The sequence below is a fragment of the Streptomyces sp. NPDC046977 genome, from assembly GCF_040644455.1.
In the GTDB taxonomy this organism is placed as follows: Bacteria; Actinomycetota; Actinomycetes; order Streptomycetales; family Streptomycetaceae; genus Actinacidiphila.
Map to the genome: position 1 here is coordinate 39,153 of NZ_JBEYWO010000022.1, position 12,992 is coordinate 52,144.

At 71.4% G+C, this 12,992-nt stretch carries 15 protein-coding genes and 5 tRNA genes; 16 read left to right on the forward strand and 4 right to left on the reverse strand.

Annotation, left to right across the window (positions count from 1 at the left end; translation table 11 throughout):
* The first annotated feature begins 79 nt into the window (after positions 1–79).
* The 9 genes from ABZ883_RS28725 to ABZ883_RS28765 all read left to right on the forward strand — a co-directional run bounded on the left by ABZ883_RS28725 (position 80) and on the right by ABZ883_RS28765 (position 4,644).
* A complete protein-coding gene (locus ABZ883_RS28725; protein ID WP_360911093.1) occupies positions 80–871 on the forward strand; it encodes a fumarylacetoacetate hydrolase family protein in 792 nt (263 codons plus the stop codon).
* Complete coding sequence (gene gltX, locus ABZ883_RS28730; RefSeq protein WP_360911095.1) at positions 864–2,348, forward strand: glutamate--tRNA ligase; 1,485 nt, start codon at positions 864–866, stop codon at positions 2,346–2,348. The genes ABZ883_RS28725 and gltX overlap by 8 nt, the downstream gene beginning before the upstream one ends.
* A gap of 65 nt (positions 2,349–2,413) precedes the next feature.
* Positions 2,414–3,367, forward strand: a complete 954-nt coding sequence (locus ABZ883_RS28735; RefSeq protein WP_360911097.1) for a pseudouridine synthase — start codon at positions 2,414–2,416, stop codon at positions 3,365–3,367.
* Positions 3,368–3,377: 10 nt separating this feature from the next.
* On the forward strand, positions 3,378–4,127 hold the full coding sequence (locus tag ABZ883_RS28740) for an HAD family hydrolase (protein WP_360911099.1): 750 nt from the start codon (positions 3,378–3,380) through the stop codon (positions 4,125–4,127).
* Positions 4,128–4,212: 85 nt separating this feature from the next.
* A tRNA-Gln gene (locus tag ABZ883_RS28745) sits at positions 4,213–4,284 on the forward strand.
* A gap of 16 nt (positions 4,285–4,300) precedes the next feature.
* Positions 4,301–4,373, forward strand: a tRNA-Glu gene (locus ABZ883_RS28750).
* Between the two features lie 27 nt (positions 4,374–4,400).
* Positions 4,401–4,473 (forward strand) — tRNA-Glu (locus ABZ883_RS28755).
* A gap of 12 nt (positions 4,474–4,485) precedes the next feature.
* Positions 4,486–4,557, forward strand: a tRNA-Gln gene (locus ABZ883_RS28760).
* A 14-nt stretch (positions 4,558–4,571) separates the two neighbouring features.
* Positions 4,572–4,644 (forward strand) — tRNA-Glu (locus tag ABZ883_RS28765).
* A gap of 91 nt (positions 4,645–4,735) precedes the next feature.
* Here the strand turns inward: ABZ883_RS28765 and ABZ883_RS28770 are convergent.
* Complete coding sequence (locus ABZ883_RS28770) at positions 4,736–5,380, reverse strand: MerR family transcriptional regulator (RefSeq protein ID WP_360911101.1); 645 nt, start codon at positions 5,378–5,380, stop codon at positions 4,736–4,738.
* Positions 5,381–5,518: 138 nt separating this feature from the next.
* Here ABZ883_RS28770 and ABZ883_RS28775 point away from each other — a divergent pair, with 138 nt between their 5' ends.
* Entirely contained in the window at positions 5,519–6,010 is a 492-nt protein-coding gene (locus tag ABZ883_RS28775) for a DUF4188 domain-containing protein (RefSeq protein WP_360911103.1), read from the forward strand.
* 30 nt (positions 6,011–6,040) lie between these two features.
* Here ABZ883_RS28775 and ndgR read toward each other — a convergent pair whose 3' ends face one another.
* Positions 6,041–6,757: an IclR family transcriptional regulator NdgR gene (gene ndgR, locus ABZ883_RS28780; RefSeq protein WP_360911105.1), complete on the reverse strand. Its 717-nt coding sequence runs from the start codon at positions 6,755–6,757 to the stop codon at positions 6,041–6,043.
* Positions 6,758–6,916: 159 nt separating this feature from the next.
* On the opposite strand from ndgR, the gene leuC reads away from it, so the two are divergent.
* The 4 genes from leuC to ABZ883_RS28800 all read left to right on the forward strand — a co-directional run bounded on the left by leuC (position 6,917) and on the right by ABZ883_RS28800 (position 10,055).
* The gene (gene leuC / locus ABZ883_RS28785; protein WP_360911107.1) at positions 6,917–8,338 is read left to right on the forward strand and encodes a 3-isopropylmalate dehydratase large subunit; all 1,422 of its coding nucleotides are present in this window, start codon (positions 6,917–6,919) and stop codon (positions 8,336–8,338) included.
* 5 nt (positions 8,339–8,343) lie between these two features.
* On the forward strand, positions 8,344–8,937 hold the full coding sequence (leuD, locus tag ABZ883_RS28790) for a 3-isopropylmalate dehydratase small subunit (protein WP_360911109.1): 594 nt from the start codon (positions 8,344–8,346) through the stop codon (positions 8,935–8,937).
* Positions 8,938–9,092: 155 nt separating this feature from the next.
* Positions 9,093–9,326: a hypothetical protein gene (locus tag ABZ883_RS28795; RefSeq protein ID WP_360911111.1), complete on the forward strand. Its 234-nt coding sequence runs from the start codon at positions 9,093–9,095 to the stop codon at positions 9,324–9,326.
* A gap of 123 nt (positions 9,327–9,449) precedes the next feature.
* The gene (locus ABZ883_RS28800; RefSeq protein ID WP_360911113.1) at positions 9,450–10,055 is read left to right on the forward strand and encodes an HU family DNA-binding protein; all 606 of its coding nucleotides are present in this window, start codon (positions 9,450–9,452) and stop codon (positions 10,053–10,055) included.
* 76 nt (positions 10,056–10,131) lie between these two features.
* Here ABZ883_RS28800 and ABZ883_RS28805 read toward each other — a convergent pair whose 3' ends face one another.
* A complete protein-coding gene (locus ABZ883_RS28805) occupies positions 10,132–10,350 on the reverse strand; it encodes a hypothetical protein (protein ID WP_360911115.1) in 219 nt (72 codons plus the stop codon).
* A gap of 50 nt (positions 10,351–10,400) precedes the next feature.
* Complete coding sequence (gene cofC, locus ABZ883_RS28810) at positions 10,401–11,081, reverse strand: 2-phospho-L-lactate guanylyltransferase (RefSeq protein ID WP_360911117.1); 681 nt, start codon at positions 11,079–11,081, stop codon at positions 10,401–10,403.
* Positions 11,082–11,257: 176 nt separating this feature from the next.
* Between cofC and ABZ883_RS28815 the strand changes: the two genes are divergently transcribed.
* A complete protein-coding gene (locus ABZ883_RS28815; RefSeq protein ID WP_360911119.1) occupies positions 11,258–11,983 on the forward strand; it encodes a lysophospholipid acyltransferase family protein in 726 nt (241 codons plus the stop codon).
* Complete coding sequence (locus ABZ883_RS28820; RefSeq protein WP_360911121.1) at positions 11,980–12,981, forward strand: NAD(P)H-dependent glycerol-3-phosphate dehydrogenase; 1,002 nt, start codon at positions 11,980–11,982, stop codon at positions 12,979–12,981. The genes ABZ883_RS28815 and ABZ883_RS28820 overlap by 4 nt, the downstream gene beginning before the upstream one ends.
* Positions 12,982–12,992: the final 11 nt, after the last annotated feature.

Sequence of the window (12,992 nt, forward strand, 5' to 3'; positions counted from 1 at the left end):
GCTCGCCGGACGGGAGGGCGCGGCACCCCCGGGATAACCTGGAGCGTCAGTCTCCGGCCAGTGAGGTGAGTTGCTTCCCGTGCGCATCGCCAGGTTCTCCATCGACGGCAATGTCGCCTTCGGCGTCGTCGAGGGCGACGAGTCCGTCCCGGACGGACTCGTCCTCGACATCATCAAGGGCATCCCGTTCGCCGAGTACGAGCGCTCCGGCACCAAGGTGCCGCTGAGCAAGGTGCGGCTGCTGCCGCCCGTACTGCCCAGCAAGGTCGTCGGCATCGGCCGCAACTACGCCGAGCACGCCGCGGAACTGGGCAACGAGGTACCCGAGGTGCCGGTCGCCTTCTTCAAGCCGTCCACCTCGGTGATCGGCCCGGGCGACCCGATCGCCTACCCCTCCTTCTCGCAGGAGGTGCACTACGAGGCCGAGCTCGCCGTGGTGATCGGCCGGCTCTGCCGCGAGGTGCCCCGCGAACGGGTCCAGGACGTGATCCTCGGCTACACCTGCGCCAACGACGTCACCGCCCGCGACGCCCAGAAGGCCGAGAAGCAGTGGGCCCGCGCCAAGGGCTTCGACTCCTCGTGCCCCATCGGCCCGTGGATCGAGACCGGGCTCGACCTCGCCGCGGCCGGCGACCTCGCCGTCACCGCGACCGTCAACGGCGAGCTGCGGCAGGCCGGGCGCACCAGCCAGATGATCCGCTCCGTCGAGGACCTGATCGTCCACATCTCCGAGGCGATGACCCTGCTCCCCGGCGACGTCGTCCTCACCGGCACCCCGGCCGGGGTCGGACCGCTCCACGTCGGCGACGAGGTCGCCGTCACCATCGAAGGCATCGGCACTCTCACCAACAAGGTGATCAAGCGTGACTAGCGCAGCACCCGTACGCGTACGTTTCTGCCCGTCGCCGACCGGCAACCCCCACGTGGGCCTGGTCCGCACCGCCCTGTTCAACTGGGCGTTCGCCCGCCACCACCAGGGCAGCCTGGTCTTCCGCATCGAGGACACCGACGCCGCCCGCGACTCCGAGGAGTCGTACGAGCAGCTGCTGGAGGCCATGCGCTGGCTCGGCTTCGACTGGGACGAGGGCCCCGAGGTCGGCGGCCCGCACGCGCCGTACCGCCAGTCGCAGCGCATGGACATCTACCGGGACGTGGCCGCCAGGCTGCTGGAGTCGGGCCACGCCTACAAGTGCTACTGCACCACCGAGGAGCTCGACGAGCGCCGCGACGCCGCCCGCGCCGCCGGCCGCCCCTCCGGCTACGACGGCCACTGCCGCGCCCTGTCCGCCGAGCAGATCGACGCGTACGAGCGCGAGGGCCGCGAGCCCATCGTCCGCTTCCGCATGCCCGACGAGCCGATCACCTTCACCGACCTGGTGCGCGGCGAGCTGACCTTCACCCCGGAGAACGTGCCCGACTACGGCATCGTCCGGGCCAACGGCGCCCCGCTCTACACGCTGGTCAACCCGGTCGACGACGCGCTGATGGAGATCACCCACGTGCTGCGCGGCGAGGACCTGCTGTCCTCCACCCCGCGGCAGATCGCGCTTTACAAGGCGCTCGCCGAACTCGGCGTCGGCAACGGCACGACCCCGCAGTTCGGCCACCTGCCGTACGTCATGGGCGAGGGCAACAAGAAGCTCTCCAAGCGCGACCCGGAGTCCTCCCTCAACCTCTACCGGGAGCGCGGCTTCCTCCCCGAGGGCTTGCTCAACTACCTGTCGCTCCTGGGCTGGTCGCTCTCCGCCGACCGGGACGTCTTCTCCGTCGAGGAGATGGTGGCCGCCTTCGACATCGACGCGGTCAACGCCAACCCGGCGCGCTTCGACCTGAAGAAGGCCGAGGCGATCAACGCCGACCACATCCGCCTGCTGGACGCGAAGACGTTCACCGAGGCATGCGGCCCGTGGCTGAAGGCCCCGTTCGCGCCCTGGACGCCCGAGGCGTTCGACCAGGCGGCCTTCGAGGCGATCGCGCCGCACGCCCAGACGCGGCTGACCGTGCTCTCGGAGATCACCGAGAACGTCGACTTCCTCTTCCTCGACGTGCCGGTGGAGGACGAGGCGTCCTGGCAGAAGGCGATGAAGGACCCGGCGGCCGCCACCGCGCTGCTCACCACCGCCCGGGAGAACCTCGCCGCCGCCGACTGGAACGCCGAGGCCCTGAAGGCCGCCGTCCTCGCCGCGGGCGAGACCCACGGCCTCAAGCTCGGCAAGGCCCAGGCACCCGTCCGGGTCGCCGTCACCGGCCGCACCGTCGGCCTGCCGCTCTTCGAGTCGCTCGAAGTGCTCGGCCGCGACCGCACCCTGGCCCGCGTCGACGCTGCGCTGGCGAAGCTCGCCGGCTGACGGAAACCGTCCGCGACCGCCCCGGGTTCCCCGCGGACCCGGGGCGGCGCGCTTCCGGAGCACCGATGCGACGCAGGCCCAAGCCCCCGCCCTCCCCGCTGCCCCAGCGCCACGGGGTCGACGCGGTGCGCCTGCGGCTGCCGGAGGCGGGCCCCTGGACGTCGGTGCGCGAGCACCTCGTCGAGCGGCTGACGGCCCTGCCCGCGGGGCACGTCGAGGCGATGCTGGCGGCGGGGGAGATCCACATGGCCGACGGGCCGCTGACCCCCGACGCGCCCTACCGGCCGGGTGCCTTCCTCTGGTTCCACCGGGAGTTCGCGCCGGAGGTCCCCGTCCCCTTCCCCGTCGAGGTGCTGCACCGGGACGACGCGCTGCTCGTCGTGGACAAGCCGCACTTCCTCGCCACCACCCCGCGCGGCAGCCACGTCACCGAGACCGCGCTCACACGCCTGCGCCACGACCTCGGCCTGCCCGCGCTCAGCCCGGCCCACCGGCTCGACCGGCTGACCGCCGGGGTGGTCATGTTCGTGATCCGCCCCGAACTGCGCGGCGCCTACCAGACCGTCTTCCGCGACCGCCGGGTGCGCAAGGAGTACGAGGCCCTGGCCGGGTACGACCCGGCGCTGGAGCTGCCGCGCACCGTGGAGAGCCGGATCGAGAAGGAGCGCGGGGTCATCGCCGCCCGGGAGGTCCCCGGCCCGCCCAACGCCCGCAGCCGGGTGGAACTCCTGTCCCGCCACGGTTCCCTGGCCCGCTACCGGTTGCAGCCGGAGACCGGCCGCACCCACCAGTTGCGTGTGCACATGAACAGCCTCGGCCTGCCCCTCCTCGGCGACCCCGTCTACCCCCGCGTCCTGCCCGAGCCGGCCCCCGGCGACTTCGGCCGGCCCCTCCAGCTGCTCGCCCGGCTGCTGGAGTTCGACGACCCGGTCACCGGCGAGCGGCGCCGCTTCGTCAGCCGCCGGACGCTCTCCCTGCCCCCGGAACCCGCGCCGCCGGGCGCGGATGCGCACGGATAGAGTCCGGTACATGCCGATCCGCGCCGTGCTGTGGGACATCGACGACACGATCTTCGACTACTCGGCGGCCGAGCGTGCCGGGGTCCTGACGCATCTGCGGAGCGAGGGACTGCTCTCCGCCTTCGAGGCCGACGGGGCCGCCGGTGCCGTCGGGGCCGTCGAGAACGAGGCCGTCGCGCGCTGGCACGCGGCGATGAACCTGCACTACGAGCGCTTCCTGGCGGGCGAGATCACCTGGGCGGAGCAGCGCAGGGAGCGCGTTCGCGCCTTCCTCGGCCCGGATGTGCCGGACGAGGCGGCCGACGCCTGGTTCGCGGCCTACTACGTCCACTTCGAGGCCGCCTGGGCCGTCTTCCCCGACGTCGTCCCCGCCCTCGACGCGCTCACGCCCGGCTACCGGCACGGGCTGCTCTCCAACTCCGCCACCGCCCACCAGGAACGCAAGCTCGCGCGGCTCGGCCTGCGGGACCGCTTCGAGTTCCTGCTCTGCTCGCAGGAACTGGGGTACGCCAAGCCTGCGCCGGAGGCCTTCCTGGCCGCGTGCGAGGCGCTGGGCCTGCCGCCCGCCGAGGTGGCGTACGTGGGGGACAAGGCGGACACCGACGCGCGCGGGGCGAACGCCGCAGGTCTTCACGGTGTGTGGCTGGACCGAACGGGTAGCGTCACCGCCCCCGACCTGCGGCGGATCACCGGACTGGCACAGCTGCCGGCCCTCCTGGCGGCGGATACCCGTTTTGGAGCCCCGTCTTCGATCGGGTAATGTTCTTCCTGCGCCGCCGGGCGGGCCGAAAAACCGGTCCGGAGCGCACGCCGGACAGCACCCCCTACGGGGGGTTGCTTTTTGGTGGGGTATGGTGTAATTGGCAGCACGACTGATTCTGGTTCAGTTAGTCTAGGTTCGAGTCCTGGTACCCCAGCGCAGTTCTTTGCAGAGCCCCCGTTGTGTAGCGGCCTAGCACGCTGCCCTCTCAAGGCAGTAGCGCCGGTTCGAATCCGGTCGGGGGTACGGATCTCTCTCGCAGGGATCGCTAGGGCCCCCGTTGTGTAGCGGCCTAGCACGCCGCCCTCTCAAGGCGGTAGCGCCGGTTCGAATCCGGTCGGGGGTACTTGACACACCATGGGGTATGGTGTAATTGGCAGCACGAGTGATTCTGGTTCATTTAGTCTAGGTTCGAGTCCTGGTACCCCAGCGTAGTTCTGACTTGCCCCCGTTGTGTAGCGGCCTAGCACGCCGCCCTCTCAAGGCGGTAGCGCCGGTTCGAATCCGGTCGGGGGTACATCGGGAAGAGGCCCCTCGCTTCGGCGGGGGGCCTCTTTCTTGCTTGTCGTTGCTTGTCGCTGCGTTAGGTGACCCCGTGCCCGGCCGGGTCAGTCAACTCCGAAGCGCCGCAAGGATTCCTCGGCCTCGGCGAGCCGGCGCAGGCTCAGCAGCACGGGCTCGTAGAGCACGGTCAGCGTCACGGCGGCGGCGGCCTGTTCGAGCGGGGTGTCGTAGAGCTCGACCAGATCCAGGTCGTGGACGGCCTGTTGGGCGGCGAGTCGCGCGTAGGGCTCCAAGTGCCGTGCCCCGCTGGGGTATCCCAGCCGGGTGAGCACGGCGACCGCCGCCACGAGCATCCGGTAGGCGGGGGAGGGGCCGTGGTCCTCGTTCCCGTAGGTCCAGCCGAGCCCGGACATCAGCAGGTCGACCTCCCGGCGGGCGACGGCCGTGGCCGGGTCGTCCCCGTCGGGCTCGGGGCCGTGCGGCAGCGCGAAGGTCGCCGCGCCCAGCCGTGTGTGCTGGTTGAGCGAGTCGTCGTCCATCGCGGCGAGCACCTCGCGGGCGGTGGCCACGGGCACCTTGCCGACCTGGATCAGGGCCCGCACGAAGCGGAGCCGGCGCAGGTGCTCCTCGCCGTACTCGGCCTGGGTGGCCGTGACGCGGCGGCCCGGTGGCAGCAGGCCCTCGCGCAGGTAGTACTTGATCGTCGGTGTCGGCACACCGCTCCGCTCGCTCAGTTCCGCCAGTCGCATGTCCTCTTGCGCCCTTCGCTGGATAGTGGCAGTATCCAATCATGGATAGCGCCACTATCCAATGGCTGCCGCGCCATGCCCGGCGTGGGTCACTGTCGACGGGTGCCCGGCAACCGTCGTGGGCGAAGGGGGAGAGTCATGTCCGTTCAGCTGGTTCCGGGCCGCAACACCGCGGCCGCCGAGGGTGAGATCGTCGTCTTCCACATCGGGATGCGGATCAACCGCCTGTGGGCCCTGCGCAGCTGGCTGCCGGCCTTCATGGCGATGCCGCGCATGCTGCGGGAGCTGTCCCGGGACCGGGACAGCGGGTTCCTCGGCTACCAACTGCTGATGGGCTCGCCGCGGCTGCTGTGCGTCGTGCAGTACTGGGCGAGCAAGGAGCAGCTCATCGCCTACGCCTCGCAACCCGGCAAGGAGCACCGGCCCGCCTGGGCGGAGTTCAACCGCCGGGCCCGGGCCGGCAAGGGGCGGGTGGGCATATGGCACGAGACCTACTCCGCGCCGGCCGGTTCCTACGAGTCGGTGTACGTCGACATGCCCGCCTTCGGGCTCGGTGCCGCGACCGGCGTCGTCCCGGTGGGCCGTCGTGGCGAGACGGCGGCCGAGCGGCTGCGGTCCGCCAAGGGGTAGCGGCCGCTCCCGCATAACCGCGGCGGCGGTTCAGCCGGAACGGCGCAGCGCCTCGGACAGCCGGCCGGCGGCGTCGACGACGGCCTGCGCGTGCATGCGGCCGGGGTGCCGGGTCAGCCGCTCGATGGGGCCGGAGACGGACACGGCCGCCACGACGCGGTTGGACGGTCCGCGCACCGGCGCGGAGACGGAGGCCACACCCGGTTCGCGTTCGCCGATCGACTGCGCCCAGCCCCTGCGGCGCACGCCGGACAGCGCGGTGGCGGTGAACCGGGCTCCCTGCAGCCCGCGGTGCAGCCGCTCCGGCTCCTCCCAGGCCATCAGGATCTGGGCGGCGGAACCCGCCTTCATCGGCAGGGTCGAGCCGACGGGCACGGTGTCCCGGAGTCCGGACAGCCGCTCGGCGGCGGCGACGCAGATCCGCATGTCGCCCTGGCGCCGGTAGAGCTGCGCGCTCTCGCCGGTCACGTCCCGTAGGTGCGTGAGCACGGGGCCGGCGGTCGCCAGCAGGCGGTCCTCGCCCGCCGCGGCGGCCAGTTCGGAGAGCCGGGGGCCCAGGATGAAGCGTCCCTGCATGTCGCGGGCGACCATGCGGTGGTGCTCCAGTGCGACGGCGAGACGGTGCGCGGTGGGGCGGGCGAGACCCGTGGCGCCCACGAGACCGGCCAGGGTGGCCGGACCGGACTCCAGCGCGCTGAGCACCAGAGCCGCCTTGTCGAGAACGCCGACGCCACTACTGTTGTCCATGCAACGATACTCCCGTCTCACTCTGTGAAACGCAAGTTCAATTTTCCCGTGAACGCGGCACGCTGGATGAACAGGCCCGGAGCCCCCGTCCGCCGCAATCGGACGGAGGTGCCGGCAACGACGAACAGGCCGGCAACGCGGCCGGTCGGAGGGAATGCGATGGCCAGGACACTCGCGGAAAAGGTCTGGGAGGATCACGTCGTGCGGCGCGCCGAAGGCGAGCCCGACCTCCTCTTCATCGACCTGCATCTGCTCCACGAGGTCACCAGCCCGCAGGCTTTCGACGGTCTGCGGATGAACGGCCGCCCGGTGCGCCGGCTGGACCTCACCATCGCGACCGAGGACCACAACACCCCGACGCTCGACATCGACAAGCCGATCGCCGACCCGGTCTCGCGCACGCAGCTGGAGACGCTGCGCAAGAACTGCGCCGAGTTCGGGGTGCGGCTGCACCCGCTGGGCGACGTCGAGCAGGGCGTGGTGCACGTGGTCGGCCCGCAGCTGGGCCTGACGCAGCCGGGTATGACCGTGGTCTGCGGCGACAGCCACACCTCCACCCACGGTGCCTTCGGCGCGCTGGCGTTCGGCATCGGCACCAGCCAGGTCGAGCACGTGCTGGCCACCCAGACGCTGCCGCTGGCCCCTTTCAGGACCATGGCGGTCACCGTCGACGGCGAACTGCCCGAGGGCGTCACGGCCAAGGACCTGATCCTGGCGATCATCGCCAAGATCGGTACGGGCGGCGGCCAGGGCTATGTCATCGAGTACCGCGGCTCCGCCATCGAGAAGCTCTCGATGGAGGCCCGGATGACCATCTGCAACATGTCGATCGAGGCGGGCGCCCGCGCCGGCATGATCGCCCCGGACCGGACCACCTTCGACTACCTGCAGGGCCGTGCGCACGCCCCGCAGGGCGAGGACTGGGACGCCGCGGTCGCCTACTGGGAGACCCTGCGGACCGACGAGGACGCCGTCTTCGACCACGAGGTCGTCATCGACGCCGCCTCGCTGTCCCCGTTCGTCACCTGGGGCACCAACCCCGGCCAGGGCGCCCCGCTGAGCGCCTCCGTACCGGACCCGGCGTCCTTCGCCGACCCCAGCGACCGGCTGGCGGCCGAGAAGGCGCTGGAGTACATGGGCCTGGAGGCCGGCACGCCGCTGCGGCAGGTCGCGGTCGACACCGTCTTCGTCGGCTCCTGCACCAACGGCCGCATCGAGGACCTGCGCTCGGCCGCGTCGGTGGTCAAGGGCCGCAAGGTGGCCGACGGCGTGCGGATGCTGGTCGTCCCCGGTTCGGTCCGGGTCGCGCTGCAGGCCGTCGAGGAGGGCCTGGACACGGTCTTCAAGGAGGCCGGCGCCGAATGGCGGCACGCGGGTTGCTCGATGTGCCTGGGTATGAATCCCGACCAACTGGCGCCCGGTGAGCGCTCCGCGTCCACCTCCAACCGCAACTTCGAGGGCCGGCAGGGCAAGGGCGGCCGCACCCACCTGGTGTCCCCCCAGGTCGCCGCCGCCACCGCGGTCAACGGCCACCTCTCGTCCCCCGCCGATCTGCCCGGCGTCGCCGTCCTGGAGGCCTGAGAACCATGGAAGCGTTCACCACGTACACCGGCCGGGCGGTCCCGCTGCGCCGGAGCAACACCGACACCGACCAGATCATCCCGGCCCACTGGCTGAAGAAGGTCACCCGCAACGGCTTCGAGGACGGCCTGTTCGAGGCCTGGCGCAAGGACCCCGAGTTCGTCCTCAACCGGCCCGAGCGCCAGGGCGCCGGCGTGCTGGTCGCCGGCCCCGACTTCGGCACCGGCTCCTCCCGCGAGCACGCGGTCTGGGCACTGCAGAACTACGGCTTCAAGGCCGTGATCTCCTCCCGTTTCGCCGATATCTTCCGCGGCAACTCGCTGAAGAACGGCCTGCTCACCGTCATCCTGCCGCAGGAGACGGTCGAGCGGCTGTGGGAGCTCACCGAGGCCGACCCGGCCGCCGAGATCACCGTGGACCTCCGGACCCGCGAGGTTCGCGCCGAGGGCATCACCGCGCCCTTCGAGTTGGACGACAACGCCCGCTGGCGGCTGCTGAACGGCCTGGACGACATCAGCCTCACCCTGCAGAACGAGGCCGACATCGCCACCTACGAGGCCGGACGCCCGTCCTACAAGCCGCGGACCCTCCAGGTCTGAGCCGTTCCGAGCCCCTTCCCGGCCCCGCGCCGCGCGTCCTCGCGGCCGGTTCCCCGCCTCCCCGCAGCGCCCCCCGCCCCCACCGGGCGGGGGGCGCTGCGGCGTGTTCGGCTCCACACCTCGTGACAACTCACCGCAGATGACACAATCGGCACATGGAACCCGATGGCCAACTCGAGCTGTACGCGTTCCTCGCTGCCAGGTTGAAGCAGGCCCACACCCGAGTGGCGGGTCTGCAAGTGCCGGAGGAAGTCCGGGTGCAGTTGGCCCGCAAACTCCTCGTCATCACCGCCGCCTCGAAGCACGATCTCGCAGGTGCGGCAAGGCGTCTGGAGGATCTGATGAAGGACCTCGACGAAGGCCGATTCCCCGATCAAGAGCCTTCCTGAGCCCGGAGTTCGTTGCGGCACAAGGGTGATTCGCCCGTTTCGTATTTGATTTGCGGTATATATCCGCCTAGCGTGCGAAAAAGGCCCGAACTCATCGCCGGGCAAGTTTCCGAAGGGGAAGACGTGAACAAGGCGCAGCTCGTTGAAGCGATTGCCGACAAGCTCGGCGGCCGTCAGCAGGCCGCTGAGGCGGTCGACGCGGTCCTGGACGCCATCGTCCGCGCGACCGTCAACGGCGACCGGGTCTCGGTGACCGGCTTCGGTTCGTTCGAGAGGGTGGAGCGTCCCGCCCGCTACGCCCGCAACCCGCAGACCGGGGAGCGGGTCAGGGTCAAGAAGACCTCCGTGCCGCGCTTCCGCGCAGGCCAGGGCTTCAAGGACCTGGTGAGCGGGACGAAGAAGCTCCCCAAGGCCGGCGAGGTCTCCGTCAAGAAGGCGCCCAAGGGCAGCCTGACCGGCGGCGTCACCGCCAAGGCCACCACGAAGAAGGCCGCCGCCAAGAAGACCACGGCGGCCAAGACCACGGCCAAGAAGACGGTGGCGAAGAAGACCACGGCCGCCAAGACCACCGCGAAGAAGACCACGGCGGCCAAGACCACGGCCAAGAAGGCGGCGGCGAAGAAGACCACCGCCAAGAAGGCCACCGCCAAGAAGACGGCGCCGGCCAAGAAGGCCCCCGCCAAGTCGGCGGCCCGCAAGACGGCCACCAAGCGCGCCGCCAAGCGGTAGAGCGGCACCGACCCGACACAGCGACGGGCCGGGCACCCCCTCGGGGGCGCCCGGCCCGCTGCGTTGTCCCGCTGCCTCAGGCCCCCGGGTCGGGGAAGGTCTGCAGCGTCACGAAGACCACCCGGCGCGCCTCGCCGCTGCCTTCGGTGCGGATGCGCACCCGCTGACCGGGCCGCAGCAGCCGCAACCCCCCGGCGTCGAACGCGGCCGCATCGAAGGGCAGCGGCGTCCCGTCGTCCAGCAGCACGCTGCCGGCGCGGGTCTCGGGGTCGTAGGTGTACGCGGTCGCCTGCATGTGGGGCAGCCTATCCGGCCGCCCCGAGGCGGGCCTGGCCTGCAACCTGTTCAGCCCGTCGCGGCCACCGGCCCGGCCCGCAGCAGTTCGCGGGTGCGCGGTCCGACGCCCAGGACCAGGGCCGCCCTCAGGTCCTCGCCCGTATCCACGTCCTGGCGCACGGAGTCCACGCCCGGCAGCGTGATCTCACGCGCGCCGGACGCCCGGTGGCGGGCCCGGGAGGCGCCGCCGAAGGCCGGGTCCAGGGGTGTTCCGGGCGTGGCCGCCAGCAGCGTGGTACCGATTCCGGCCGCGTCGGCCAGAAATGCCCGCCCAGGACGCCGGGCGGCCTCGTCGAGCACCATCTGCAGCTCCGCGGCCCGCAAGGCCGGGAGATCGGCGTTGAGGGCCGCCACGGCGGCTTCCGGACGCAGCCGACGGACCTGGCCGGCGCCGTACGCCAGCGCGGCGTTGAGCCCCGCGGCGGGGGAGTCCGCCACCACCCGCGCCCCGAGCGCCGTCAGCGCGGCCCCGGCGAGGGGGTCGTCCGTGACGACCGTCACGTCCTGTACCGCGGAGCAGGCCAGCACCGCGGCCACCGTGTCCTGGGCGAAGGCCAGTGCCAGCCCGGGCCGCACGGGCCCGGCGGCCGTCGCGAGGCGGCTTTTGGCCACGGCCAAGGGCTTCAGCGGAACGACGAGTGACCATTCCGAGGAGTTCGACGGGTTCAACGAGTTCACTGCTACCGACACCGAACTATTGTGCTCGGGGTTTCCCGAGGCCACCGCCACCGCCGCTCCACCCTGGCGTTACGGTGGCTTACCGGCGACACTTGTGCGGCCGCACCGGCCGTACGCCGGTGCGCCGTCACACAGCACGGCCGCGATCCGGTGATCCCGGGTCGGCGGCGGAACGAGGAGGAGTTCTGGTGTCCCGCCGCAGGATCGGCTTCTGGTACCGGCTCGCAGCAGTCATCGCGAAACCACCGCTCGTCGTCCTCTTCAAGAGGGACTGGCAGGGAATGGAGCACATTCCGGCCGACGGCGGATTCATCACCGCGGTCAACCACAACTCGTACCTCGACCCGCTGTCGTACGCGCATTACCAGTACAACACCGGGCGGGTCCCGCGCTTCCTGGCGAAGGCGCCGCTGTTCAAGCCCGCGTTCGTCGGGGCGATCCTGCGTGGCACCGGCCAGATCCCCGTGTACCGGGAGAGCACCGACGCCGCCGACGCCTTCCGGTCCGCGGTGGACGCCATCAACTCCGGCGAGTGCGTCGCCTTCTACCCCGAGGGCACGCTGACCCGCGACCCCGAGATGTGGCCGATGGTGGGCAAGACCGGCGTCGCCCGTGTCGCGCTGATGACCAAGGCGCCCGTCATCCCCGTCGCGCAGTGGGGCGCCAACGAGGCCGTCCCCCCGTACGCCAAGGAGAACAAGGTCCGCCTCTTCCCGCGCAAGACGCTCAGGGTGCTGGCCGGCCCGCCGGTGGACCTGTCCGACTACTACGGGCAGGAGCTCACCGCCGAGGTGCTCAAGGAGGCCACGGACGTCATCATGGCCTCGATCAGCGAGCTGCTCGGAGAACTGCGCGGCGCGACCCCGCCGTCCGAGCGCTTCGACCCGCGCAAGCAGAGGGGAGCCGGCAAGTGACGACGCGCTGCGCGGTCTACGGCACCGGCTCCTGGGGCACCGCCTTCGCGATGGTGCTCGCCGACGCCGGGGCCCGGGTGACCATGTGGGGGCGCAGCCCCGAGGTGGTCCAGGCCGTCAACAGCAGCCACGCCAACCCGGGCTACCTCCCCGGGGTCGAACTGCCCGCGGCGATCACCGCGACCACCGACCCCGCCGAGGCCGCGGAGGACGCCGAGTTCGTCGTCCTCGCCGTACCGTCGCAGACGCTGCGCGGCAACCTGGCCGCGTGGGCGCCGCTGCTGCCGTCGGACGCGGTGCTGGTCAGCCTGATGAAGGGCGTCGAACTCGGCACCGCCAAGCGGATGAGCGAGGTCATCGCGGAGGTCGCCGAGGCCGGCCCGGAACGCGTCGCCGTGCTGTCCGGTCCCAACCTGGCCAAGGAGATCGCCGCCCGGCAGCCCGCCGCGTCGGTCGTCGCCTGCCGCGACGAGACCGTCGCCAAGCGGCTCCAGGCCGCCAGCCACACCACGTACTTCCGCCCGTACACCAACACCGACGTGGTCGGCTGCGAACTGGGCGGCGCCGTCAAGAACGTCATCGGTCTCGCCGTCGGCATCGCCGACGGCATGGGGCTGGGGGACAACACCAAGGGCTCGCTGATCACCCGCGGTCTGGCGGAGACCACCCGGCTGGGCATCGCGCTGGGCGCGGACCCGCTGACCTTCTCGGGTCTCGCGGGCCTCGGCGACCTGGTCGCCACCTGCTCCTCCCCGCTGTCCCGCAACCACGTCTTCGGCATCAACCTCGGCAGGGGCATGACGGTGGAGGAGACCATCGCGGTCACCCGGCAGACCGCCGAGGGCGTCAAGTCCTGCGAGTCGGTGCTCGACCTGGCCCGGCGGCACGGTGTCGACATGCCCATCACCGAGACCGTGGTCGACATCGTCCACAACGGCAAGCAGCCGGTCGTCGCGGTCAAGGAGCTGATGTCGCGGTCCGCCAAGTCGGAACGCTGACGTCCGGAACG